Here is a 26,648-nt window from a genome sequence, read left to right as displayed (position 1 = left end):
TTGTATAATCCATAAGGTTACGACCGCTTATAATGTTTGTATTATTTTTGAATTTTACGATAGAACATGGTTCAACGTAAAGTACGTTCTTTTGTTTTACACTTTCATACAGACACAATTCAGGTGGATTATAGATGTATGAAAAGGTAAAAGGAATTTTGGGGCGTAATCTATCTATATGATAATTCAAAATGAAATATAAGTCTATATTTTAATGTTTTTTTTGATTATATTTATGTCACTGAGCTCAGAACAATGATTTGGAGGGGAAATATATGAAATCGAATTATGTACCAGTTTTAATTGTTGGAGGGGGATTATCTGGGTTAGCGTCTGCGTTATTTCTTGCAAAACATAACATTGAGTACTTACTTATTGAAAGGCATCCGTCTACTGCCATTCATCCGAAAGCAGGGGGTCTTACTTTACGTACAATGGAGTTATTTCGAGAATTAGGCTTGGAAAAAAGAATTAAATTGGCAGGTAAAGCATTAGAGAACTGCCGAGGAAGAATAGCGGTTCATACAATAGCTGAGGCGAATAAAGAAGAATTGGAACAAATGAGAGCGACACAATACGGAAACGATGAAGAGTTACTTCAAAAAATAGAAAAGATTAGTCCATCAAAACAAACTGCATGTTATCAAATTATTTTAGAAGAGATGATGTTACAAGAAGCAAAAACGCTAGGCGGGCAACTATCTTTTTATCATGAATTAGTTTCATTTGAACAAAGTGAAAACGGGGTAAAAGCAAAGATTCGAAATCGTGAAGCAGAAAAAGAAAGTGTCATACATTGTGACTATGTAATTGCAGCGGATGGAGCGAAAAGTAAAATACGTGAGCAGTTAGGGATTAAAACTGAGGGGCGTGGAACCATTGGTGGCTATTATATGAATATTTATTTTGAAGCAGACTTAAGTGAGTTTATACAAGGAGACGCATTCGGTTTTTCTATGGTACTTCATCCAGAGGTTCTTGGTGCACTGATCCCAGTAGATAACGTGAAAAAATGGATTTACCATGTAGCCTACGATCCATTAAAAGGAGAGGGACCAGAGGATTTCACGATGGAACGTTGTAAACAAATTATTGAAATAGCAATTGGAAGTACAAATGTTGAATCAAAAATATTAAGTGTTTTACCGTGGGAAGCGGCCGAAAGTACAGTGGTGAAATTTCAAGGGAATCGAACCTTTTTAGTTGGAGATTCAGCACATATTATGCCGCCAACAGGAGGATTTGGTTCAAATACAGGAATACAAGATGCGCATAACTTAGCTTGGAAATTAGCGGCTGTTATAAAAGGGAAGGCAAAACCAAAACTGTTAGAAACATATCATGAGGAGAGACACTCTGTTGCAAAATTAACGACAGCTTATGCAAGTAGTTTACTGTTTCGTGCTGCGAATAGAGAGGAAGGCAGTTTGAATAATATGGATGGTTTAGCTGTTACAGTTGGATATCAGTATTGTTCAGAGGCAATTATAGATGATTCAGTCACTCCGCATAGAATGGATAGCATAGAATTGAACGGAAGACCTGGAACGCGAGCGCCACATTTATGGGGAACGTATGAAGGGAAGAAAGTTTCTACATTAGACTTATTCGGTAACAGTTTTGTATTACTTACAGGAGTAGAAAATAGTTCTTGGGCTGAGGCAGCACATGCTGTTTCAGCTAAATTAGGAATAAATATAAAAGGGTATCGTGTTGGCTTAAGTGGAGACTTTGTTGTTCCAGAAGATATTTTTAGCAAATTATATGGTATAGAGAATGGAGGTGCTGTATTAATTAGACCAGATGGCTTTATCGGATGGCGTTCGGAAAAAACGGTAGTAAATCCAGATATAGTATCGGAAGAGGTAATGAGAAATTTATTATGTGATTTTTAAGTAACTACAGAAATATTGTTTTATGTGCTTCACTCTACTGAAAAAAATATTCACAAATTTCAATAGGTTTGATATGATTAAATTCGACAAGTTAATAGAGGCCGGAGATATTTGAGAAAAGCCATAAATTTATTTAGGGATACAGGAGTGTAGCCTAAATAATTTATGGCTTTTTTTATTGAATGAACCGTACAAAATAGGGAGTTACATGTGAAAAGGAGGGCTATAGGAATTAAATAGGATAATACTAGTTTTCTATATTAATAATATAGAAAACATTTGTAAGATTGGAATTTTAATATAGGTTTATAAAAATAATGAAAGTGTGTCTTCTGTTTCGTGTAAATCTCATTAGCTTGTTGAAATTTGCAACGTAGGAAGGGTTAGAAGGATGAGAAAGATTATTAGCGTTTTAGTTATTTTCTTTATGACGGGAAGCATCTTTGCTGGGGGAGCTGTTCATGCGAAAGCAGAAGGAAAGCATGAATGGAATACGAATAAGTTTTTAAATATTGCACATCGCGGAGCAAGTGGACATGCACCTGAGCATACTTTTGCTTCTTATGATTTAGTGAAAAAAATGAAAGCGGATTATTTAGAGTTAGACATTCAATTAACAAAGGATGGCCAATTAATTGCAATGCATGATACTGCAGTTGATCGCACTACAAATGGAACAGGCGAAGTACGCGATAAAACGTTAAGTGAAATAAAGAGTTTAGATGCTGGATCATGGTTTAATAAAGCGTATCCAGAAAAGGCTAAGCAAGAGTATGTTGGGCAAAAGGTTCCAACTCTTGAAGAAATCTTCCAAAAGTATGGAAGAAGTATGAAGTATTATATTGAAACAAAATCACCAGATGTGTATCCAGGAATGGAAGAGAAATTGTTGGCGTTGTTACAAAAATATAATTTAGTAGGCCAAAACATGTCTTCTAGCCGTGTTATGATTCAATCATTTAGTAAAGATAGTTTGAAAAAGATTCATAGTATGAATGAAAATATTCCGTTAGTTCAATTGCTTTGGTATTATCCAAATGAAAACAATGAAATTGTTGAATGGTCTGGCATTACACATGAACCGAAAAGTGTAACAAATGATGATTTTCAAGAAATTAAAAAGTATGCAGCTGGTATTGGACCAAACTTACGTAATGATAACGGAGAACTAATTATTGATGAGTCATATATGAAAATGGCTAGGAAAAATGGACTATTAATTCACCCTTATACAATTAATGAGAAACCAGATATGAGACTGTTAATCAAATGGGGTGTTACAGGAATGTTTACAAATTATCCGGATCGATTACATAGTGTATTGAAGGAAAAATAAGTGGAAAAGGGTATACCAGTGTTTTAGGTATACCCTTTTTAATCTAACTCTCCGATAAACAGAATCTCTTTTTCATAGCATTCATCTACATCATAAATAATTTCTTGAAAGTGAAGCGTTTTGAAGGTATGACAAACTGACATTTCCCATGTCTCCCAAAAATCAATTTCATTTGAAAGAAGAATCCATTTTTGAAATTCACTATTTCTATTAAAGAAATTATGAAAGTAGTCCTCATTTTTAAATGTAATGATTTGCGAATCCCACAAATTATTTATAGGAATCAAAACAACAACTCGATATGTATGTGTATCGCTCGGTTTCATATTTATTAAATGATTTGCTTGATTTAATAAGGTTTGAATACATAACCGTTTTACTTTTCTAGGTGTTTTACGAGAGTCAATAAAAGCTTGCGAAACTGGCAATAGCATATTCCAATATTCATCGTTATAGAAAGTAGAAGGGAACGTTTTTGTATGTTCCTCAATTCGCTGTATCATAGTGTCTGTTTTTCGGTTCATACCACGTATTTTCTTTTCACGCATTGTGAGTCATCTCCATAAATTTTTGTAATGCAGCAGAGTGATATATATCTTTTCTAGTAATAAAAGTAGTAGGAACTTTTTTGAAGCTATTTGGCAAAGGGTTGAATGATATGTCATGTTGATGACCATTTAAAATAGACTTCATCATAATTGCTATGCCTATACCTGATTTTACACATGCGAGAATCGCTTCAATTGTTCCAAACTCTAATACTCGCTTAGGTGAAATTCCTTCTTCTTGAAGCCAATCTTCTAATAAATTTCTATAATAGCAACCATGACTAAATGCAAGTAAATTCATGTCTCCTATGTCTTTAAAGGAAGATAAAGGCTTTTTGCTAATGAGAACTAATTCTTCTTCACGAAATATATTTGTATGAAGTTCAGCATGCTGAGTAGAGCCAGCTATAAACGCTCCGTCCAGTTTTCGTTCTAGTACAAGCCTAATCAATTGTTCCGTCGTATTTGATTCTAAAATCAATTCGACTTTTGAGTATTTCTCATAATAGGCCGTTAATATAGATGGAAGTCTTACAGCGGTTGTAGATTCTGTACATCCAATTTTTAAAGTGCCTCTTGGTTCGATCCCATTACTTTGAACTGCTTTAACAGATTGATCCATTAAGTAGATAATTTGTTTGGCGTATGTTAATAAAATCTCACCGTTAGAAGTTAAAGTTACACCTTTTCCGTTTCGGTAAAATAAAGGCACACCTAATTCGTTTTCTAGTTGTTTCATACGCATTGTTACGCCAGACTGTACATAGTTTAAATTTTTAGCTGCGTGAGATATGTTTTTTTCTTTCGCAACTTCGTAAAATACAGTTAAATCTTTTATATCCAAGTATCATCCCTCCAGAAAAGGTATCATTTTTTTTGATGAATTACATGATAAATCTTTATTTTATATGATATCAGAACTTTCATACAATGGAAGGGGATGGAGGGATTATTGTGTTAATGGAAGAAAGGGTGAATAGTACTTATAAGTGGGTTATGTTAATTTTTGCGACGGTTGCTCAAACAACAGCGACACTTATAACGTATGGTGTTGGAGCGTTTGCTTTATTTTGGAAAGAAGAATATACACTTACGAATACGGAGATTGGATTGTTAGTAAGTGTTGTAAATATAGGACCGCTATTTTGTATGCTTTTTGTCGGGCGGCTACTTGATCAATACAATGAAAAGTTGTTAATTTCGATAAGTTCATTTTTACTAGGAGGTTCGTTTTTACTGACTAATATGGTCAATGGATTTAATGGGTTACTCTTTGTACTTTTATTAGTAGGAACGTTTTATAGTGTTTCGCAGCCAGGAGGAAGTAAGGTGATAATGAAGTGGTTCTCAAAAGAAAATCGCGGGTTAGCGATGGGGATTAGACAAGCCGGTATACCGATTGGTGGTACATTAGCGGGAGTATTGATCCCGTTTCTTACAATAAAATATAATATGGCCTATGCGGTAAATAGTATTGCATGTATTTGTATAATTGGAGGGTTTTTATTTTTTATATTTTATAAGGAACCATATATTCAAGAGAAAGTTAAACAAGAACGTAGTAAACTTTCTTTTTGGATGTAGTTAAAAGAAGTGATGTGTAAAAAAGAGTTATATACAATTTATATAACTGGCATTTGTATGATTTCATTGCAAATGGTGTTAGTTGCGCACTTTATAAAATTTTTAGTATTGGAACAATCAATCACGCCAATTTTAGCTGGAAAAGTATTTTCCGTTATGTTCTTTTCTGGAATGGTTGGTAGGGTTATATTAGCAGCTACTAGTGATTTATTTTATAAGGAGAATAGGCGTACCCTCTTATTTATAACTGTTTGTATTTCTATTTTCTTCATTCTAATATTAGTAATGAGCATACATACAATAACGAATGTATTGTATGGTGTAAGTGCATTGTTAGGGTTCTTTGCAATTGGATGGTTTAGCCTTTTCATAACTGAAGTTGCGGAATCAGCAAGTGAAGAATCGGTAGGGATGACAGTGAGTTTTGCACTTACATTAAATCAAATTGCCATTATTGCTGCGCCTGCTTTATTTGGTTATATTGTAGATAAGAAGGGATATACGTATGCGTGGTTATGCATAGTTGTATTACTAACTATTTCAGCGGTTAGCTTATATAGGAAGGATAGAAAATGAAGGAATGTTAGCAATGTAAATTTTTTATGAAGAAAGTCTAAAGAAATGTTGAATGAGCGACATTTCTTTTTTTATTTGTTGTATAATCAAAATGTAAATGAGATTCGTTTTCAATTTCGTTCATTACCTCTTTTGAAATTACCTGTAATTTTAGCCATAATTAGCTGTTTTTCTTTATCGTTATTTGCATGATTTATTTTATTTAAAAATTTTTCAGCATCATTTCCTTTTAATACCATAATCTGTTTTTCGTAATATTCAATTAATACCATGTTGTTTTTTGTTATCCGATAATGAAACATCTTATCATCTAAACGATTGCGTTTATCGGTGTTTTTCATATTACATCTCCATTCTTTTTAGTATGTAACAAATGTTACAAAAGAATTTGAAATTATAGTGTAATGCATCCGATTGTATGTTGGAAATTTTGCAAGAAAGAAATACAATAGAGAGTAGTCAAAATTGAAAATGAGAAAAAGGAATCTAGTTTTAACAGAGTGAATATTAAATAATATTATAATATACTTGATAATTAAAAGATATAAAATAGAATGGATGTACGTTAAGTGAAACTAGATAAAAGAGGGTTCCTAGTATGTTAAAGAAATGGTTAATCGTTTTCTTTATTTTTGCAGTTTTTTGTGGAAGTATTGTTACACTAATACATGCAAATAAAGGAAAGAAATATGATGCAAAGGCATTTTCTAATGTAAATAGTAAGCAAAAAGATGTTAAGCAGGAAATCGATGCGAATGAGAAAAAGCGTTATGAAATTGCAGCTGGAAAACTAGATCAGTACTTAAAAGATAAAGGGTTTAATGGGAGTGTTCTTGTAGCAAGTAAAGGTCATGTAATTTTACGAAAAGGCTACGGTTATGCGAATGTGAAAGATCAAGTATTAACAACGCCAAGAACGAAATATCGCATTGGCTCTATTACGAAAACAGTTGTTGCAATATCTATTATGCAACTAAAAGAAAAAGGGAAGTTGAACATTGAAGACAATGTAAATAAATATATCCCATCGTTTCCGGCAGATAAAAACATTACGTTACGAAACTTGTTAACACATACGTCTGGATTACCAGAACAGGGACAAGGTAGTGTTGACGCAGCATCACGGTTAAAATTAGTAACGTGGATTGGGGCACAAACGTTACAATTTCCAGCAGGGACAGGATGGAAATATACAGATTATAATTATATGGTGCTTGCATATATTGTAGAAAAAATATCGAATAAACCACTTGCTGAATATGTGAAAGAAAATATTTTGACTCCCGTTGAAATGAATGAATCTGGAATGGGCGCAACACTTCCAGAAGATATTTTCTTAGCAGAAGGGTATACGAAAAAAGATAATAAGTTAATAGCCACGCCGCGCTTAAAAATGAACTGGCTGTATGGTTGTGGTGAAATGTATACGACTGTTGAAGATATGAAAAAATTAGATGAAGCTATTATGGATGGTAAACTACTTTCTAAACAAAGTGTATCAGATATGTTTTCTGCATCACCTGCAAGAAAATATGGATTTAGTTTCTATATTTACCCAGATTATTATCATAACCACGGTGTATTAGCTGGCTGGAACACTTTTAATAATTTTAACTGGGATAAACGAACGTTTGTCATATTATTTTCTAACGTCCAAAATGGTATGAATGACGCATTTAATCAAGAATTTAGGAAAATGGCGAATGATTTAATAGAAGGAAAGGGAATATAAAAAAGAGCCCCTAGAGGCTCTTTTTTATAGGGTTGAAAACTCCTCAACAAGTTGAGTGAATTGTTTCAATGCACTTTCAATCGGTTCTGGCGTTGTTAAATCGACGCCAGCTTTTTTCAATAAGTTTAATGGGTAGTCTGAACTTCCACCTTTAAGGAATTCAATATAATTTTTCTGAGCATTCGGATCACCGCTTAATAGTTTATCAGCGATTTGAATGGCAGATGCAAATCCAGTTGCATATTTGTATACGTAAAACGGGCGATAGAAATGAGGGATTCTAGCCCATCCGTATTTTACTTCTTCATCAAATACAAGTGAATCACCGTTATATTCTTTAAATAGCTTTTCATAAATTTCACTGAATACTTGTGCATTTAATGGTTTACCTTGTTCAGCCATTTCATGTGTGATTTTTTCAAATTCTGCAAACATAATTTGTGTAAAGAAAGTACCTTTAAATTTCTCAATAAAATGGTTAACTAAATGGTTACGTACGTTCGTTTCTTTTGCTTCTTTTAATAAATAGTGAATTAATAACACTTCATTTACTGTTGAAGCGACTTCTGCGACAAAGATAGAATAATGTGCAGAAATTCTTGGTTGGTATCCATGTGAATAGTGCGTATGCATACCGTGTCCGCATTCATGAGTAAGAGTGAACAGGCTGTTTAAATCATCGTGATGATTTAAAAGAATGAAAGGGTGAACACCATATACACCAAAGTTATAAGCACCAGAACGTTTTCCTGGTGTTTCCCTTACGTCTATATATCTTTTATCTTTAAAACTTTTTAATGTTTCAATATATTCTTCTCCTAAAGGAGCTAGTGATGCAATCATAATGTCAAATGCTTCACTATATGGAATGTCTTGTTTTGCACCTTCTACTAAATCGACGCCTAAGTCGTATTGTCTTAGTTCATCTACGTTTAATTTTTCTTTTCGAATTTCATTGTATGTATGTAATGTTTGAATGTTTTTTTTCGTTGTATCAATTAGGTTTTCATATACTTCTTTCGGAACCATATCGCCAAATAATGATTTCTCTAGCGCTGATGGATAGTTTCTTAGCTTCGAAACAGTAACATTATTTTTAATAGCAGCGGATAAAGTAGATGCGATGGAATTCTTTAACTGAACATATGGTTTGTAATATGCTTTATAAGCTTCTTTACGCTTTTCACGATTCGTATCTTCTATTAACTTTGCATACATTCCGCGTGTTAAGTTCACTTTTTCTCCATCGTCAGTCGTCACTTCACCAAATAATATATCTGCATTGTTTAACATACCAAATGTGTGCTGTGGAGAAGAAAGAGCTTCACCCATTTGTGATAAAATTGCTTCTTGGTCCTTATTCAATACGTGTTTTTTATAACGGTATAATTCAAACAAGTCTTCTTTATAATATTGTAAGCCTTCTGTTTCTTCTATGTAAGAATGTAATGTGCTTTCGTCTATGCTAAGTAAGAAGGGGGAAAAGAAAGATTTAGCTGCACTTACTTTCACGTGTAATTGTGATACTTTATCGACAAGAGATTGCGCGTCAGTATTGCGTGTATCAAGGTCAGATTGTAATCGTGCATAAGCGAACATTAAAGATATTATGCTAGAAATTTCTTCACTCTTCGTTAAATAAGCTAATAAACTATTGCCATCGTGAATATTGCCATTAAACTCGTGTAATTCCTTCGTTAATACTTCAATTTTATGAAAATCACTTTCCCAATCTTCAATTGTATGGTAAATGTCTGTTAAATCCCATTTTTCTATATCAGCTACTTGTAATCGATCTTTAAGTTCTGTCATAATCATTTCCTTTCTAAACATGTAGTTATATTTCTATATAACTATGAAATACAACAAATTGCAAAAAATCCCTGCTGAAAATTGAAAAGCCTTGCTAAAATAACAAGGCTTACATACTTATAGTGTAATTCCGAATTTTGAATGTAAAAGGTTTGTATATTGCATGTCTGTAACGGTTTCTTTCGTTTTTTTACCATTTTTCGCTACTGTAAGGCTATCTTTCGTTAAAGAGGCATGCCCATCTTCAGTTAGTTTTACAATAAGAGGTACTTTGTTAAAGGGTGATCCTTCATGTTCAACGATAATTTTTTGTGCTGTATTTGCTTTTTCTTCATCCACTTCTTCTATATAAAATGCATAGCCTAACGTCCAATCATCAGCAGCAGATTGATCCAAGAACTCATTGTTTTTCCGCATCTCTAAAATGTAGTTTCCCTTTTCGGTCATTTCTTTACGAATACGATAATCTCCTGTAGCAGAGTGAATGACTTCACCTGAGAAAGGGACAGGGGCAAGAGGTAAGTATGATCCGAATCCTACTTCAATTAAATAAAGTTCATTATGATGTGTTAAAACGGTTGCGATATGGCCAGAATCAACAGCCCATATGGAGTTTGCAGCGTTATAAACTGTTCCTGAAACGAGATGAACATCGAATCCAGAATCTTTCAGGAAGTAATACATAGTAGGATTGAGTTCATAACAAAGACCGCCACGGTTATTTACTAAAATTTTCTCTTTCAAATTTTCTTTTGATATTTCTTTAAAATTCTTTTCGAGAATATTTAAGTTTTCAAAAGGAACAGTTTGTGCCATTGCGTACATAATGTTAGATAAATCTTCAAATGAAACTGTGTCTTTTTCTTCTATATGTAATCGTGCGAAAAATTGTTTTTGAAAGTCTGTCATCGAAATCCCTCCGTTATGCTTTTATAGGTAAATTGTAAACAATCTTGAATAGGATGTGAAATGAAAACTACGTTGAATATTTGAAATTAGATTAAAAATAATATGGGAGAGTGAGAGATTGCTACTTTACTAACGGTGGGACGAATATTATAATAATTCTGATAAACTATGCAAACGCTTTCTTGGAAGGGGATGGTGTACAGATGTTTAAAAGAATAACAATAGTCGGATTGTCAGTTGTTATGTTTTTACCTAGTATATATGAGGGGAGTAAGGCATATGCAGACACAGTTAACAATGGAACGTTAATGCAATATTTTGAGTGGTATGCTCCGAATGATGGGAATCATTGGAATCGTTTGCGTACTGATGTTGAAAATTTAGCGGAAAAAGGAATTACATCTGTTTGGATACCACCTGCATATAAAGGAACTACGCAAAATGACGTAGGATATGGAGCATATGATTTATATGATCTGGGGGAATTCAATCAAAAGGGCACAGTGCGGACGAAATATGGGACGAAAGCACAATTGAAATCTGCAATTGACGCTTTACATAAGAAAAACATCGATGTATACGGTGATGTAGTTATGAATCATAAAGGTGGGGCTGATTATACAGAAACTGTAACAGCAGTTGAGGTAGACCCGAGCAATCGAAATGTTGAAGTATCAGGTGATTATGAAATTAGTGCGTGGACGGGATTTAACTTTCCAGGACGTGGAGATTCTTATTCTAATTTCAAATGGAAATGGTATCATTTTGACGGAACGGATTGGGATGAAGGAAGGAAATTAAACCGAATTTATAAATTTAGGGGCATAGGTAAAGCATGGGACTGGGAAGTGTCTAGCGAGAATGGGAATTATGATTATTTGATGTATGCGGATCTTGATTTTGATCATCCAGATGTTGCGAATGAAATGAAAAAATGGGGAACGTGGTATGCGAATGAATTAAATTTAGATGGTTTTCGTTTAGATGCTGTTAAACATATTGATCATGAATATTTGCGCGATTGGGTAAATCATGTTAGACAGCAAACAGGGAAAGAAATGTTTACAGTAGCTGAATATTGGCAAAATGATATCCAGACTTTAAATAATTATTTAGCGAAGGTTAATTATAATCAATCTGTGTTCGATGCACCACTTCATTATAATTTTCATTATGCTTCAACAGGAAATGGAAATTATGATATGAGAAATATTTTAAAAGGAACGGTAGTTGCGAATCATCCTACACTTGCGGTTACTCTAGTTGAAAATCATGATTCACAGCCTGGTCAGTCATTGGAATCTGTAGTGAGCCCTTGGTTCAAACCGCTGGCATATGCATTTATTTTAACGCGTGCAGAGGGGTATCCTTCTGTTTTCTATGGTGATTACTATGGTACAAAAGGAAATAGTAACTATGAAATTCCAGCGTTAAAGGACAAAATTGATCCGATTTTGACGGCACGAAAAAACTTTGCATATGGTACGCAGCGTGATTATTTTGATCATCCGGATGTGATTGGCTGGACAAGAGAAGGTGATAGTGTACATGCTAATTCTGGTTTAGCAACATTAATCTCTGATGGACCAGGAGGGGCGAAGTGGATGGATGTTGGAAAGAATAACGCAGGGGAAGTATGGTACGATATTACGGGTAATCAAACAAATACTGTAACAATTAATAAGGACGGATGGGGGCAGTTCCAAGTAAGTGGAGGATCAGTTTCCATATATGTTCAACAATAATTTGGTGATGAAAAAGAAGAGGTAGACTGAAATATAAGTTTTCCTCTTCTTTTTATATTGTGCATATTTATCCCGCTATTTGTGGGAAGCCCGATTGGTGAGGGCTTATTAAAGTTTCACTTTATTTTTCATAAATCTTTATTGTAATAAAAGAGCTAGTCGACCTTTATAACAACAAGAGAGGCATTGGAATATATAATGTCACCCGTGGCTTCTCTTATTCGTACTCGAAGAACATCCCCTTGATTTAAAGGTAGTAAATCAGTTCTGGCGGATGTAGCTCTCACCCCAGAAGCACCACCAACTCGCGTTTCAATTGCGAATTGAATGGAATCGTTTATTGTAAGATTTAATATACTAGACGATATAGCTTGTATTACAAATACAATTGAAAAGGATACAGAGTACACGCCAGTGGTATCAATTGTAATAGAATTATTTAATGGATTTAGGGTAGTTCCACTAGCAGGTCCTGGAATGGTAAAATTAATATTTGTATTAACTACTGCTGAAAAACCGATTCCTACTTCAGAAGTTATTGTTCCAAATATGGGAAGAATCCCTAAACCGGTTGCGCCAGTAGGACCAGTTATTCCGATTCCGGTAGGACCTGTAACCCCAGTAGGACCAGTTATTCCGATTCCGGTAGGACCTGTAACCCCGGTAGGACCAGTTATTCCAATTCCGGTAAAACCTGTCGCGCCGGTAGGTCCTGTGATTCCAGTAGGTCCGGTGGGGAATGTAAATGGTGGAATTGATGGTAGTGTGGGACCGATTAAATTTGGTTCCAGAGCAGGTCCGTGTAAAATACTATACTCTTCATTCATATAGTAAACCTCCTATCATTGCTTGTCATAATTATTAAATGTATTTGGGGAAGTAAATGACATTCGCAATAGCGGAGGCGCTTCTTATAATTTCTCTTCAGCGAATATAGACCTAATTTAAGCAATATTGAAATTTATAGTTACGTACTACTAAAGTATGACACCTTTACTTCTCACGTAACATATAGTATGATGATTTCAATAAATTAGATTTCAATGACTATAATATAAATTAATGAGAGGTGCTTTTTGTGAGTGCGGTAGGTATTAAATAGGAAAAATTTAATGAAATAAATCGGATAAGACCAGGGGATTTTTATGTACATCATACCCCTAATTTTGTCATGCATTTATTTCAAAACCTATGAAGATACCTACAATACTTTATAAAGCGTGTAATAAGGGACTGCCATCTATTTTTTATGGCTTATTTCCTCATACGTTATTACACATGCCTTGTAAATGTAAAAGCTGCGGTATCCCCGCAGCTTTTTTGTATATGTTTTTATTGTATAATTATGGAATTTTATATATGACTCATTGGAATCTAATGAGTAGGTATCTTCATTTATGATAAAAATCAATCATAGTGAGGAGAAACAAAATGAATACGATGACTTTTGAAAAGTTACAATATAACGAATTAAAGGATATAGTGAAATCTTATTGTGTAAGTGGATTAGGTAAGGAATTATTAAACAAATTAGAGCCGAGTACGAGTATAAAAGTAGTGAGAAATCGGTTGAATGAAACGACAGAAGCACGAGCTATATTAGATGCAGAAGGGCATGTTCCTTTCTTCGGCATTTCTAATATTGCTAGTACAATTCAAAAATTAGAAAAAGGTATGATTTTAGATCCAGAAGAATTAGTGAGTGTTTCAGACTTTTTACGTGGATGTAGAAAGATTAAAAAGTTTATGTTAGATAAAGAATTTTTTGCACCAGTATTAGCTTCTTATGCAAATTCAATGACTGAATATAAAAGTATTGAAGAGGAAATTAACTTTTCAATTAAAGGAAATAGTATTGATGCAGCTGCAAGTAAAGAGTTAAAACGAATTCGAAATAATATCGATTCTGTAGATGGGAAAATAAAAGAACGTTTAACGAAGTTTTTAAATAGTAGTGCAAATAAGAAATTCATTCAGGAATTCTTTATTAGTAAAAAGGATGACCGTTATACGATTCCAATTAAATCTTCCTATAAAAATCAAGTTGCTGGAAGTATTATTGAAGCCTCGGCAAAAGGTTCTACTGTATTTATAGAACCGCATACGGTTACGAAATTGAATGCAGAACTAGCAGGTTTGAAAGCAGAAGAAGCGGTTGAAGAATATCAAATTTTAGCGACTTTATCAGGGATGGTATTAGAAAATATTTATAGTATAAAGATTAACATGGAGCTAATTAGTCAGTATGATATGGTATTTGCGAAAGCGAAGTTTAGTAAATCGATTGATGGAATAGAACCGAAGTTAAATGATCATTGCTACATTCATTTAGTGAATTGTAAGCATCCGCTTTTAACAGGGCAAGTTGTACCCTTGAATTTTAAAATTGGTCAAGAGTATCGTAGTTTAATTATTACAGGGCCGAATGCGGGCGGAAAGACAATTGTGTTAAAAACGATTGGATTGTTAACATTAGCTACAATGTCAGGTCTTCATATTGCAGGAGATAAAGGGACAGAAATCGCTATTTTTGAAAATGTATTTGTAGATATTGGTGATAATCAAAGTATCGAAAACGCACTAAGTACATTTTCATCTCATATGAAAAATCTTTCTGAGATTATGAGGATGTCAAATAATAATACGTTACTTTTATTTGATGAAATAGGGAGCGGTACAGAGCCAAATGAAGGTGCAGCACTTGCAATTTCTATTTTAGAAGAGTTGTACTTTGCGGGATGTATTACCGTTGCGAGTACGCATTACGGAGAAATTAAACGATTCTCAGAAATGCATGATGACTTTATGAATGCAGCGATGCAGTTTAATAGTGAAACGTTAGAGCCGCTTTATAAATTAGTTATCGGAAAATCAGGAGAAAGTAATGCACTTTGGATTGCGAATAAAATGAACGTAAAAGAACATGTACTGAAAAGGGCGAAAGAGTACATGGGAAATAAAGAGTACGCTTTAGAAAAAGTGAATGAAAGTAAAATTAGAAAACCGAAATTCGTACAAGAAAAAAGAGAATCTCATTATGAGTACAAAATCGGCGATCGTGTTAATTTATTGGATCATGATGATTTTGGTATTATCTATAAGGAAAAAGATAATTTTTATAATGTTGTTGTATATTATAACGGTGAATTCGTTGAAGTAAATGTAAAACGTATTACTTTAGAAGTAGCAGCGAAGGAGTTATATCCAGAAGGATACGATTTAAATACACTATTTGTTGATTATAAAGAAAGAAAAATGCAACACGATATTGAGCGCGGATCGAAAAAAGCACTGCGTAAAATTCAAAAAGAAATAAGAAAGAATAGAGGATAAGTTAAAATGGTAACGATTAGACAAGAACAAAAAAATGATTATAGAAAAACAGAAGAAGTCGTAAAAGAAGCATTTTTAAAGGAAGAATTTAGTGATAAAACAGAACATGAACTTGTAAAACGTATTAGAGAATGTGACGCGTTTGTTCCAGAGTTATCAATTGTTGCGGTAGATGAAGATATAGTTGGTCACATTATGTTATCGAAAATTACAATAGAACAAGATGGAACTTCTGTAGAATCATTAGCGCTTGCACCAGTTTCAGTTGCTAGGGGTCATCAGAAAAAAGGAATTGGTGGAAAACTGATTGTAGCTGCATTAGAAAAAGCGAAAGAACTTGGATACGGATCAGTTGTAGTATTGGGACATCCAGAGTACTACCCGAAATTTGGTTTTAAGAAAGCAAGTGAGTGGAATATAAAAGCACCGTTTGAAGTGCCTGAAGAGGTATTTATGATAATGGAATTAACAGAAAATGCTCTTCGAGGTGTAAAAGGAATTGTACAATATTCGAGTGCTTTTGCTGAGTAGGAGTAACGGTTAAGAAATGTAATCATAAAAGATGCTATCTTTTTGTATGGATATACAGAAAGATAGCTTTTTTTATTAAGCGGATCTACTGACGTATATTTTGCTCAATGAATAATTGAGGTGGTAAAATTGATATAGAAACGTAAAGGGAGAGAATGAAATGAATAAGCGAGAAACAGATAGCAATGAGAATGCAGTTACGTTATATGTTACAAGACACGGTAAAACAATATTAAATACGAATCATCGTGCGCAAGGTTGGGCTGATTCTCCATTAGTAGAAAAAGGTGTTGAAGTTGCCACAAATTTAGGGACAGGATTAAAAGATATTCATTTTATGAATGCATATAGTAGTGATAGCGGCCGCGCAATTGAAACTGCTAATTTAGTATTAAAATATAGTGAGCAATCAAAATTAAAACTTGAGCAAAGAAAAGATTTGCGAGAATTAAATTTCGGTATTTTTGAAGGTGAAAAACTTGAGAATATGTGGGATGTGGTTGGAAAAGCTGCAGGCGTTGCATCATCAGAAGAACTTATGAAGTTTTCTATTCAAGAAGTGATTAATCTTATTAGCGTAGCAGATCCTACAAAACAGGCGGAAGATTGGGACTTATTTTCTACTCGTATAAAAACAGAGATAGATAAAATTAGTGAAGAAGCTGCTGGAAATGGTGGCGGTAACGTTTTAGTTGTCGTTCATGGGCTTTTGATTACTACCTTAATAGAAATGTTAGACAGTAGCAAAACAAAACTTGGAGTGGAAAATGCTAGTGTGACGAAAATTGTATATCAAGATGGAACATACACAGTCGAGTCTGTTGGAGATATGAGTTATGTTGCAAAAGGGAAAGAAAGTGTGGAAATATAATTAAATCTCAAATAGAAATAAGAAAAGGAAGGTAGAGAAATCTAGCTTCCTTTTCATTTTGTGAATTATGGGATTAATAAAATCTTCCCTGTGCTTTTACGGCTCTCTAATAATTCATGAGCAAGAGCACCGTCTTGTAAAGAGAATGTAGTAGGATTTGAAATGTTTAATTTTCCAGTTGCGATCCAATCGAATAATTGAGTAGATCGTTTTTTACGTTCTTCAAAAGTAGTAAGCACGTTCCAAAGGTCTCCACCAGTTAAAGTTTTTGAAGTATCCATAAGCATACGCGGATCAACTGGCGCAGGATTACCACCAGCCATTCCGTAAAATACGACAGTACCGCCAATTTTAGTAGCGTTAAAACTTTCCCCTAATGTAGAACCTACTGATTCATACACAACATTTACTCCAGTTCCATTAGTCATTTCCAGTACTTTCATATGCCATGCTTCGGTATATAAAAATACGTGATCGGCACCAGCTAATGTAGCTATCTTTGCTTTTTCTTTTGATGATGTAAGACCAATTACTGTTCCGCCCTGTAGTTTAATCATTTGAATAAGAAGTTGACCGACGCCACCAGCTGCAGCGTGTACTAAAGCTATATCACCTTGTTTTAGTTGATAGCTATCGTGCGTTAAATAATGTGCAGTTAATCCTTGTAATAAGACAGAAGCGGCTGTTTCAAAAGAAATAGAATCTGGCAGTGGGATTACTTTTTCAGATGGAACGGCAACTAGTTCTGCATTTGCAAATGGGACGTCCGCAAATGCAATACGGTCTCCTAGGTTGATAGTAGTAACGTCAGCTCCTACTTTTTCAACAATTCCAGCTCCTTCATAACCTAATACATAAGGCGGATTGCCAGCAAGATGATAATCGCCGCGGCGTCTATAAATATCAGCGAAGTTTAATCCGATTGCTTTCGTGCGGACAAGAATTTCATTTGGACTTATGATTGGATTGTGTATTTCTTTATAGTGTAGAACATTAGCGTCTCCGAATGTTTCGAAACAAAGTGCTTTCATATGGAATACCTCCATTTATATTGTTTATAGATGTTCTTTATCATACAATACAAATATCAATAGACAAAGAGGATTATTTCGATGGAATCAATCGGAAATATCGATTGAAAAGAGGGATGATAAATGGAAATAAAACAGTTAATTACATTTAAAGTAGCGGCACATACTTTGAACTTTACACAAACTGCGAAGAAATTAAACTTTGCCCAATCGAGCGTTACAGCACAAATTAAAACATTAGAGGCTGAGCTCGGTACACCACTATTTGAGAGATTAGGGAAACGTCTTTTCTTAACTGAAGCAGGTAGGAAGTTTCAACTATATGCCGACAAGATGATTGCACTCAGTAACGAAGCGAAAATGGCTGTGAAAGATGATGAAGAAATAGCAGGTACGTTAATAATTGGTGCACAAGAAAGTCAATGTACATACAGACTGCCTTCTATATTAAAGAGGTTTAAAATACAATTCCCAAAAATAAAACTTATATTTAAACCAGCACATTCCAATAAAGATGCGAAGGAACAATTGATGGAGGGAAAAGTAGATCTTGCATTTATTTTGGATGAGTGTAAAACAGAAGATGTTTTACATGTGGAACCGCTTATGAAAGAAGAATTAAAAGTAGTAGCTGCTCCTACACATCGTTTACTTGAACAGACTACTGCTTCTATAAAAGATTTAGAGAGTGAAACACTGTTACTAACAGAATTAGGCTGCTCGTATCGGACTTTATTTGAAGAGCTATTTCGCTGGGAAGATGTATATCCAGCAAATAAAATTGAGTTTGTTAGTGTTGAAGCAATTAAACAATGTGTTATTGCAGATTTAGGCATAGCCGTTTTACCAGCAATAGTAGTAGAAAAAGATATACGAGAGGGGACGATAAAAGAGTTACATTTAGAAAATACAATCTCTCCGATTTATACGCAAATCGCTTGGCATAAAGACAAATGGATGAAAGTGCCACTGCAGCAATTTATTGATGTAACGAGGGAGTTCTTTACAACGGATTAAGTGGAGAAATATTTATTTTATAAAAAGAAAAAATGGCAATTTTTTATAAAGAACTGATGCTTGCATGTAACAAGTATCGGTTCTTTTATGTTTGAAATAAAGGATGTCTTCAAATGTGTATTTCTCAAATTTTTTTCTTAAAAGGATAAGTAAATTTCTTTGTATATTCCAATAATCGTAAGGGAATTTACAACTTTTATTCGTTTCTGTAAGATGCCTCTAGGCAGCATGAAAGGAGGGGCGTACATAGGGGATAGATAAACGTACTTATTTTGAGGGAGGAGATTTACAATGTTTAAAAAGCTAATGAAAGTATGTGTGTTAAGTGCAGCGAGTGTAGGGGTATTATTTAGTTTCCAAGGAAGTACATTTGCAGCTACTGATTTAAGCAGTTATTATGACGGGAAAAATCCAGCAACAACGAAAGTATACGGGGGAAGTACGACGTGTGATGCAGATGGATTTAATGCAAAATCTACAGCTGTATATGAAGGTAGTAAAAAAGTAGGGACAGTGTATTTACGTTACAGTAATAAATGTCATGCAGCATGGGCTAAGTTTGTTTTAGATCAACCAGCACCAGCTGTTTCGGGAGGAGTGTACGCGTACGCTGTTGTGAATAAATACAAAAATGGTGTATTCCAAAAATCAGTTACTTCTAATCAGGGGAACGGCACAATAAAAACAGGTCAAACGAGCACTTATACAGGAATGGTATTTGATTTGACTGCTGATTTCGGATACACAGCAGATGCTGAAGCAGTTACGTTTAATAACGGTTACGGGAAAACAGCACGTTATTAAGAAAGGAGTGAAATGATATGAAACTTTTAAAAAAGACGAGTGCATGTTTATTGCTATCTTTACTCGTTGTAACTAGTATGTTTAGCACGACTAATAGCGATAAAGCATACGCAGAAGACCATTCATATGATGGGAAAAGTCCTTATTATAACAGCTGTGATCAATCTGCAGTAACGAAAGAAAAGAAGTGGATTGATTCAAATTCTTATGTGGAATTAAAATTTAGCACGACGTGTAAAACAGCGTGGGCAAAAGTTACTGTAACTCGCCTGGCAGTTTATAATAATGAAGCTGATGCAAGGATTGTTAGAAAAACAGATGGAAAGGCATACACTTGCGGAAGTGCTGGAGGAAATGGTGTTGTAAATAAAGGGCAAACATCATGCTATACACCAATGGTATATGATTTAGATCCAAGAAAGGCACAAGCACAAGGGAAACATGCAATTCCGAATAGTGATGCATATAATTATGCGGAGACTATTTGGTATTAATACGATTATACATGTTTTAAGAGCTGTTATTTGATATAAAAATGAAAGAGCCTTACTGCATTTTATTGTGGTAAGGTTCTTTAAATTTGTTTAATAGATTAACTGCATCCATTTACAAAGGTCTCTCTATATAATCGCTTTTAAGTATGGCCATAATAATTTCATCTGAGTATGTATCGTTATAAAATAAAGATTGACGTAAGGTTCCTTCTTTTACAAAACCAACTTTTTTATAAGCTTTAATTCCGCGTAAATTATGGCTAAATACTTCTAACTGTAAACGATTTAATGATAGTTGTTCAAAAACAAATCTTAAAACTATTTTAATAGCTTCCGTTCCATAGCCTTGTCCTGTTAATGCTATTGAAAGCATTGATATTCTGAATCCTGCTCTTTTGTTCTCCTCATCGATATCTAAAATCGACAACTCTCCAATCATCTTGTCAGTACTTTGTAAACAAATAGCGAAATCATAGCGACTTGAATCATTATTTATATGATCTATATGTTTCGTAATTTGCTCCAATGAAAAAGTGGACTTAGTTCCAGTCATATATCTTATTTCATCATCCATTGTACTTTCTAATATAATAGGAGCATCTAGCTGACAAAGAGGCCTTAAATAAATTCTCTCGCTCTCTAATCTCATTATAATTTTCTCCTTTAGTTAGTAATTGAATGTATAAATACTTAACTTTCTTCAATGAGTTACATAAAAAATATGAATCTTAATTCGATGTTACATGAATTTTATAATGGCATGGTATACCTAAAACAAATAATAAATGTTTTATACACAACAAAATGTATCAACGAGTTTTTTGATCATACTATTATTCTTGCTGCTCATTCCGCTTTTAAATGAACACGAATGTATTAACTAAGGTCTGTATCAGGAGGAGTATATCCAAGGTGACGAGCCATAGATACAATTTGTCCTTTATGGTGAAATTCATGCGTCTCCGTATGAGTTAAAAGCCATAGCGGAGTTGTGCTCCAAGGTTCTTTTTGCCATTTCACTTCATTTGCTATATTTTCGAGCCAACGGTCATTGTATTCATCTAAAAAATGTTGTACAGTCTCATCTACTAACTTAAATCTAGCGCGAACTTTTTCCACATTTGCATGCTCAATTTCGTAATCGCTAGCAAATGAAAAATCTGCTCTTTTTTGCTTGAATGCGAATGATCCAAGCCAGTATCGATAGCAATCGGCTACATGAATATGAGTCTTTATAATGCTACCGCTTCCGAAATTAGAAACTGTGCTATGTAATTTTTCTACTGGGATTTCTTCCAAAAACGAAAATAGAGTTTCTCTTGTAGAGCTAATAAGATTATATTGTTGTTTTAAAATATGTAACATGCAAGTACACTCCTCTTTTATTAACATAGTAAGTAATTCTATATTTACGAGGAGTGAACCTTTTTATTATTTTTAATAAGCATATTAGATGTATTTCTTATTTGTTTCTGATAGATTAAACAAGGTGAAACTTTAGTAAGTTGAACATTCTTAGTTCATAATAAATTGTACATCAAGAAGGGGAACGATAAAATGAATAGAATAGTGGGTTTAAAACAATTTGAAATAACGCGCGGGGCGTTACTTAAATTTATGGAAACGTTAGATGATAAAACTGTGGATACGCAGCCAGAGGGTTTTAACAATACAATTCGTTGGCATATTGGACACGTGTTAACAGCAGCAGAGACTTTCATGTTCGGAAGAGAATTTAAACAATTGCCAACTGAATATCCAGGTATGTTTGGATATGGATCAAGACCATCTAAATGGACGACAGAAGGACCATCGTTAGAAGTGTTAACGGCTCAATTAAAAGAACAAGCAAAACGTATTAACGAAACTCCAGCAGAAGCATTTGAAAATAAACTGCCAGAGCCATTCCTAGGATTGGAAACAGTAGGGGAGCTTTACGGTATGATGCTTTATCATGAAGCTGATCATATTGGGCAAATGAAGGCGATGGAACGTATTATTAAAGCTCTTTAGTCTTAATTGCATATAACAAGCAATACAGTTGTAATGTTAAATAATATATACAAAAAAGGTAGATAAATTATTATCTACCTTTTTTGTATAACTTCTTGAAGGATTAGAGAATTTTTTATGTTGTGATTATTAATTATAGTATTCCTAAATATGGAATATACGTATAATGATAGAGAAGAACTAGAAATAGGGGTGAATACTATGATTACATTAGAGAAAAAGTTGGAGCAATATAAACATACATATGTACAGTTAAAGGGAGAACTAAAATGGAAAGCGAGTGATTCTCGAACAGGAATGATGATTGCGGCTATGTATGCAGGTAGTGATAAATTGTTTGATCTCGGACGTTTTTTAGAAATTAGTAGTTATATTAAGAATCAGGTAGGGATGTTTTCATACTTAAAGTCTTATCATCGTTTTGTAGTGGCCGCAACATTAGATATTCACTTTACAGATTACAAGAAAGCTTTTCGGACGTTTTTAGATTTATATGAACAATTGGTCACTGGTGGCTTTAGCCGGAGTATATTTACTTATCTCGCAGCAGCTGTGCTTTTGACAGAAGAAGATGAACAGCATGGCGCGCACATTCAGCGTTCGATGCAAGTATATAAACGCATGAAAAAGGATCATCTCTTTCTTACAAGTACAAATGATTATCCGCTCGCAGTTTTATTAGCAGGACAATCAGAGCATGTAGAAACACTTATGGACCGAGTGGAACGTCTTTATCAGAAACTAGCGACAGCTGGTTTGCGTAAAGGGAATGATCTTCAATTTTTGAGTCATATTCTTTCATTAAAGAAGGAGGTCAGGGAAGAACTATTAGTTGCAAAATGCACAAATATATGGAATTTGTTAAAGCAAGAAAAGGTAAAAGTAAAACAGATGCATTACCCAGCTATCGGGCTACTAGCGTTACTCGAGGATGGAGAAAAAGAGATTCATTCTATTCGAGCATTTATTGAAAAATTGCAGGGGGATAAATTGTTCCGTTGGCATACAGATACAAATATTCTTATTGCTATTCAACTGTTCGTAAGTCAGAAAGGTGAGGAAAGTAAAACTACCAACACAGGTTTACAAACAATGATAGAAGTCCTCATACAAGCACAACAGGCTGCTATGATGGCAACGATTGCCGCTTCATCTGCAGCAACATCTTCTGCTAGTAGTAGTTCATAATGTGCAACTGCTTATACTCTTGTAAATTATAATTCCTTTGATAAGGTCGGTTTAAAAAATATTACTAAAAAAAGCCCATCACTCTCTAATGAGTGATGGGCTAACTGTTTTTACATAATTAGCATTATCTTTTTGATTGCTTCAAATATTTGAGTTGCGTAACAATCATAATACTAATAACAACGAGTAAAAACCATGAACTAATTTTGCTTAAGTGAACGAGGTTCCATGCTTCCCGTTGATTTGGATATTGCCATGCACCGAAAAATGTTGCGATGTTCTCTGCAATCCAAATGAAGAAACCGATAAGGAAAAAGGAGAGAACCAGTGGTATTTTATATGTAACGCCTCGTAATGAAAATTCCACAAATGTCCGAAAGAAAACGATGAATAGAAGTAAAGTTAAGAACCATCTAAAATCGTATAGAAAATGATGCGTGAAAAAATTGAAGTAAATCATTGCTCCTAATGGCACGGTAAAAATAGCTTTCGGCCAATAATGCATTTGTAAATACAACCTTCTCCACGCTTGGCATATGTAACTTGCGACACTTGCGTACATAAAGCCGCTGTAAAGCGGGACTCCAAAAATCTTTGAATGCGCCTCTTCAGGATAACTCCATGAACCGAAATGAACTTTATATATTTCTAGTAAAAGGCCGATGAGGTGAAAGACAGTAATTACTTTTAATTCGTCTTTCGTCTCAAGTCCAGTCTTGTACATAATCCACTGCATAAGAAGACATGCGATGAATATGAAATCATAGCGATATAACCCTGGAATAGAAACGATTTTTGAAAGGGCTAGTGTTAAGAAAATAACGACTGGGAATAAGCAAGATAATGCTTGCTCGTAAGTGAAGTATAGTAGTTGTTTTATATAGAACATTGTGTCACCTTTGGAATTTTTATTAGAAAAATCAAAATAATGATTAAGTATACTACACTTTTAAAAATAAGCTAGTAGTCTATTTTGCGTGTATTTGTAAGTCTTGGAAGGGAATTGTAATGAGTATTTTAATATTTAGCGAAGTGAAAAAATAGTTTGCTATTTAAAAAAAGTGGCGATATAATATCTAAATGAAAATGATAATTATTATCAATAATAATTACAAATAAAAAATAATTATAAAAAACAACTGAATATAAAGGATGAAATGAAACATGTTACATAAGTCTACTGTACATGCTGGTAATAACCGCTGGATACATATTAAGTTCATATGTTTCATGAGCTTAACAATTTTATGTTTAATTGGATCTATATTTTTAGCCATTTCATTTGGTGCAAAAGATATTCATGTACAAACGGTGTGGGCAGCGGTTTTGGATTATAATCCGAAACTAACACAGCACCAAATTATTTATGAATTAAGGCTCCCGAGAGTAATTGGTGCAGCAGTTGTAGGGGCAGCTTTTGCGGTTGCTGGTGCTGTTATGCAAGGTGTAACACGAAATCCTTTAGCTGATGCAGGTGTACTCGGAATAAATGCAGGTGCGATGTTTGTAGTAGCACTTAGTTTTGCTTTTTTCCCACATATGCCGTATTCCTATTTAATGATTGTTTCCTTTATTGGAGCTGTCTTAAGTACAGTACTTATTTTTGTTATTGGATCAGCAACATCAGGCGGGTTAACACCAATGAGGTTAACGATTGCTGGAGCGGTTATGGCAGCGCTTTTACATTCATTAAGTTCAGGTGTTGCGATTTATTATGATTTAAGCCAAGATTTAGCGTTTTGGTATGCTGGTGGTGTTGCAGGGGTTAAGTGGGAACACTTGAAATTTTTAGTCCCTATTATTCTTATAACGATTATTTTCGCGACAATGCTAGGGAGATCTATTTCACTCATATCAATGGGGGATGATGTTGCTACAAATTTAGGAGTGAAAACGAACCGAACGAGAATACTAGGGATGATTATAGTAGTTATTCTGGCAGGTGTTTCTGTTTCAGCTGTTGGTTCTATTGGATTTGTAGGACTAGTTATCCCGCACATTGCTAGAAAATTAGTTGGTGTTAATTATAGACTCATTATTCCTATGTCAGCATTATTAGGAGCTATGTTATTAGTTGTAGCTGATTTAGGGGCAAGAACAGTAAATCCTCCTAAGGAACTTGCGATAGGGATTATGGTAGCTCTTGTTGGAGTTCCGTTCTTCCTCTATATAGCACGTAAAGTTGGGAGGGAGTTATAAGTGAAGGATCTTTTTAACACGGATAAAAAGAGAGCTATTACTGTAACTACAATCTTCGGATGTATAAGTATCGCTGTAATTTTAATTAGTTTAAATACAGGGACACTGAGTATAGCGCCACTTAGAGTAATTGAAACACTTTTGGGTTATGGTAATTTTGAGAGTGCAACCGTGCTATATGATTATCGTATGCCAAGAATAATAATCACGATGTTAGCCGGTATTGGTCTTGGTATTTCCGGTGCGATTTTGCAAGGGTTATCACGTAATACACTTGCAGATCCTGGTATTTTAGGGGTGCATTCAGGTGCATCTTTCGGTCTTATCGTATTTGTTACTCTCTTTCATTCTATTAATGAGAGTGCATCCATTTTAATACCGTTATTTACATTTGGCGGAGGAGTATTAGCTGCATTTCTTATTATTTTACTTGCGAGTGATCGGTCAAAAGGTTTACTTCCCATTAGACTTATTCTCGTTGGTATTGCAGTTTCAGCTGGCTTTAGTGCAATTTCGTTATTTTTCTCTCTCAAGTTAAATGATGAGACGTATACATTCGCTTCTAGATGGCTAGTTGGTAACGTGTGGGGAAGGGATTGGATTCATGTCTTTGCATTATTACCTTGGATTTTCATACTAACCCCTTATGCGTGGCTAAAATCTAAAACGTTAAATGCATTGTCACTAGGTGATAGTGTAGCAGCAGGACTTGGTGTTTCTGTTCAAAAAGAACGGTTATTACTTTTAGCTACAGCGGTTGGATTATCTTGCACAAGTGTATCGATGGCAGGAGGAATTGGTTTTATCGGTTTAGTTGCTCCGCATATCGCAAGGAAGTTAGTAGGTACTACATATCAACACTTTCTTCCTTTAGCTGGCATTATCGGAATGATTATTTTAGTGCTAGCAGATACGATAGGTCGTTCTATATTTGAGCCAAACTCTATTCCGGCTGGTGTAGTAGTGGCAGCTTTAGGAGCACCGTATTTTCTTTATTTACTTACAAAAACAAAATAAATACTTCAAAGAG

The 26,648-nt window shown here is 34.3% G+C and carries 24 protein-coding genes and 1 pseudogene; 15 read left to right on the top strand and 10 right to left on the bottom strand.

The genetic code is table 11. The features are described 5' to 3' along the window. Positions 1-275: 275 nt before the first annotated feature. Positions 276-1,895 carry an FAD-dependent oxidoreductase gene (locus M1D73_RS17885; RefSeq protein ID WP_121868215.1) on the top strand — a complete coding sequence of 540 codons (1,620 nt, stop codon included), beginning with the start codon at positions 276-278 and terminating at the stop codon, positions 1,893-1,895. A gap of 391 nt (positions 1,896-2,286) precedes the next feature. Further along, positions 2,287-3,231: a glycerophosphodiester phosphodiesterase gene (locus tag M1D73_RS17880; RefSeq protein ID WP_001226341.1), complete on the top strand. Its 945-nt coding sequence runs from the start codon at positions 2,287-2,289 to the stop codon at positions 3,229-3,231. A 38-nt stretch (positions 3,232-3,269) separates the two neighbouring features. Here M1D73_RS17880 and M1D73_RS17875 read toward each other — a convergent pair whose 3' ends face one another. Further along, a complete protein-coding gene (locus M1D73_RS17875; protein WP_063220834.1) occupies positions 3,270-3,779 on the bottom strand; it encodes a DUF3916 domain-containing protein in 510 nt (169 codons plus the stop codon). Beyond that, entirely contained in the window at positions 3,772-4,623 is an 852-nt protein-coding gene (locus tag M1D73_RS17870; protein WP_000351689.1) for a LysR family transcriptional regulator, read from the bottom strand. Before M1D73_RS17870 ends, M1D73_RS17875 begins: the two co-directional genes overlap by 8 nt. An 86-nt stretch (positions 4,624-4,709) precedes the next feature. On the opposite strand from M1D73_RS17870, the pseudogene M1D73_RS17865 reads away from it, so the two are divergent. Further along, positions 4,710-5,939 (top strand): annotated as a pseudogene (locus M1D73_RS17865) (MFS transporter). Between the two features lie 110 nt (positions 5,940-6,049). Here the strand turns inward: M1D73_RS17865 and M1D73_RS17860 are convergent. Further along, positions 6,050-6,280: a hypothetical protein gene (locus M1D73_RS17860; RefSeq protein WP_121868216.1), complete on the bottom strand. Its 231-nt coding sequence runs from the start codon at positions 6,278-6,280 to the stop codon at positions 6,050-6,052. A gap of 257 nt (positions 6,281-6,537) precedes the next feature. Here M1D73_RS17860 and M1D73_RS17855 point away from each other — a divergent pair, with 257 nt between their 5' ends. Beyond that, on the top strand, positions 6,538-7,671 hold the full coding sequence (locus M1D73_RS17855) for a serine hydrolase domain-containing protein (RefSeq protein WP_000915193.1): 1,134 nt from the start codon (positions 6,538-6,540) through the stop codon (positions 7,669-7,671). Between the two features lie 24 nt (positions 7,672-7,695). On the opposite strand, the gene pepF is transcribed toward M1D73_RS17855, so the two are convergent. Both pepF and M1D73_RS17845 read right to left on the bottom strand, forming a co-directional pair. Further along, on the bottom strand, positions 7,696-9,483 hold the full coding sequence (gene pepF, locus M1D73_RS17850) for an oligoendopeptidase F (RefSeq protein WP_000137543.1): 1,788 nt from the start codon (positions 9,481-9,483) through the stop codon (positions 7,696-7,698). A 117-nt stretch (positions 9,484-9,600) separates the two neighbouring features. After that, positions 9,601-10,392 (bottom strand): arylamine N-acetyltransferase family protein, encoded by a 792-nt coding sequence (locus M1D73_RS17845; RefSeq protein WP_000129192.1) that lies wholly within the window; start codon positions 10,390-10,392, stop codon positions 9,601-9,603. A gap of 203 nt (positions 10,393-10,595) precedes the next feature. Here M1D73_RS17845 and amyS point away from each other — a divergent pair, with 203 nt between their 5' ends. Beyond that, a complete protein-coding gene (gene amyS / locus M1D73_RS17840; RefSeq protein WP_000476408.1) occupies positions 10,596-12,137 on the top strand; it encodes an alpha-amylase in 1,542 nt (513 codons plus the stop codon). A gap of 155 nt (positions 12,138-12,292) precedes the next feature. Here the strand turns inward: amyS and betA are convergent, their stop codons facing one another. Further along, positions 12,293-12,964, bottom strand: a complete 672-nt coding sequence (gene betA / locus M1D73_RS17835; RefSeq protein WP_001001591.1) for a collagen-like exosporium glycoprotein BetA — start codon at positions 12,962-12,964, stop codon at positions 12,293-12,295. A 604-nt stretch (positions 12,965-13,568) separates the two neighbouring features. Here betA and M1D73_RS17830 point away from each other — a divergent pair. From M1D73_RS17830 to M1D73_RS17820, 3 genes are all read left to right on the top strand, one after another. Beyond that, the gene (locus M1D73_RS17830; RefSeq protein WP_121868217.1) at positions 13,569-15,470 is read left to right on the top strand and encodes an endonuclease MutS2; all 1,902 of its coding nucleotides are present in this window, start codon (positions 13,569-13,571) and stop codon (positions 15,468-15,470) included. A 6-nt stretch (positions 15,471-15,476) separates the two neighbouring features. Next, complete coding sequence (locus M1D73_RS17825) at positions 15,477-16,001, top strand: GNAT family N-acetyltransferase (protein WP_000256469.1); 525 nt, start codon at positions 15,477-15,479, stop codon at positions 15,999-16,001. 160 nt (positions 16,002-16,161) lie between these two features. Continuing rightward, the gene (locus M1D73_RS17820; RefSeq protein WP_001042046.1) at positions 16,162-16,872 is read left to right on the top strand and encodes a histidine phosphatase family protein; all 711 of its coding nucleotides are present in this window, start codon (positions 16,162-16,164) and stop codon (positions 16,870-16,872) included. Positions 16,873-16,937: 65 nt separating this feature from the next. Here M1D73_RS17820 and M1D73_RS17815 read toward each other — a convergent pair whose 3' ends face one another. Continuing rightward, positions 16,938-17,903, bottom strand: coding sequence for a quinone oxidoreductase family protein (locus tag M1D73_RS17815; protein WP_121868218.1), 966 nt, complete (start codon positions 17,901-17,903; stop codon positions 16,938-16,940). A 123-nt stretch (positions 17,904-18,026) separates the two neighbouring features. Here M1D73_RS17815 and M1D73_RS17810 point away from each other — a divergent pair, with 123 nt between their 5' ends. The 3 genes from M1D73_RS17810 (at position 18,027) to M1D73_RS17800 (ending at position 20,218) form a co-directional block, all read left to right on the top strand. Beyond that, positions 18,027-18,920 carry a LysR family transcriptional regulator gene (locus M1D73_RS17810; RefSeq protein ID WP_121868219.1) on the top strand — a complete coding sequence of 298 codons (894 nt, stop codon included), beginning with the start codon at positions 18,027-18,029 and terminating at the stop codon, positions 18,918-18,920. Positions 18,921-19,211: 291 nt separating this feature from the next. Further along, on the top strand, positions 19,212-19,724 hold the full coding sequence (locus M1D73_RS17805) for a YjfA family protein (protein ID WP_000473741.1): 513 nt from the start codon (positions 19,212-19,214) through the stop codon (positions 19,722-19,724). A 17-nt stretch (positions 19,725-19,741) separates the two neighbouring features. Next, entirely contained in the window at positions 19,742-20,218 is a 477-nt protein-coding gene (locus M1D73_RS17800; RefSeq protein ID WP_000771162.1) for a DUF2690 domain-containing protein, read from the top strand. Positions 20,219-20,330: 112 nt separating this feature from the next. Here the strand turns inward: M1D73_RS17800 and M1D73_RS17795 are convergent, their stop codons facing one another. Beyond that, a complete protein-coding gene (locus M1D73_RS17795) occupies positions 20,331-20,867 on the bottom strand; it encodes a GNAT family N-acetyltransferase (RefSeq protein WP_001235430.1) in 537 nt (178 codons plus the stop codon). Between the two features lie 227 nt (positions 20,868-21,094). Next, positions 21,095-21,583, bottom strand: a complete 489-nt coding sequence (locus M1D73_RS17790; protein ID WP_000902409.1) for a DinB family protein — start codon at positions 21,581-21,583, stop codon at positions 21,095-21,097. A gap of 192 nt (positions 21,584-21,775) precedes the next feature. On the opposite strand from M1D73_RS17790, the gene M1D73_RS17785 reads away from it, so the two are divergent. Together M1D73_RS17785 and M1D73_RS17780 are read left to right on the top strand one after the other, a co-directional pair. Further along, positions 21,776-22,231 (top strand): DinB family protein, encoded by a 456-nt coding sequence (locus M1D73_RS17785; protein WP_121868220.1) that lies wholly within the window; start codon positions 21,776-21,778, stop codon positions 22,229-22,231. A 150-nt stretch (positions 22,232-22,381) separates the two neighbouring features. Beyond that, positions 22,382-23,419 carry a DUF4003 domain-containing protein gene (locus M1D73_RS17780; protein WP_481157928.1) on the top strand — a complete coding sequence of 346 codons (1,038 nt, stop codon included), beginning with the start codon at positions 22,382-22,384 and terminating at the stop codon, positions 23,417-23,419. A 124-nt stretch (positions 23,420-23,543) separates the two neighbouring features. On the opposite strand, the gene M1D73_RS17775 is transcribed toward M1D73_RS17780, so the two are convergent. Beyond that, positions 23,544-24,308 carry a DUF817 domain-containing protein gene (locus M1D73_RS17775; RefSeq protein WP_121868222.1) on the bottom strand — a complete coding sequence of 255 codons (765 nt, stop codon included), beginning with the start codon at positions 24,306-24,308 and terminating at the stop codon, positions 23,544-23,546. 275 nt (positions 24,309-24,583) lie between these two features. On the opposite strand from M1D73_RS17775, the gene M1D73_RS17770 reads away from it, so the two are divergent. Then, positions 24,584-25,618 (top strand): FecCD family ABC transporter permease, encoded by a 1,035-nt coding sequence (locus M1D73_RS17770; protein WP_000902730.1) that lies wholly within the window; start codon positions 24,584-24,586, stop codon positions 25,616-25,618. Continuing rightward, positions 25,619-26,635 (top strand): FecCD family ABC transporter permease, encoded by a 1,017-nt coding sequence (locus M1D73_RS17765; RefSeq protein WP_121868223.1) that lies wholly within the window; start codon positions 25,619-25,621, stop codon positions 26,633-26,635. It begins immediately after the preceding gene. Positions 26,636-26,648 lie beyond the last annotated feature (13 nt).

This window comes from Bacillus sp. PK3-067 (assembly GCF_056738645.1).
This window is presented reverse-complemented; position numbering and strand designations above follow the sequence as displayed.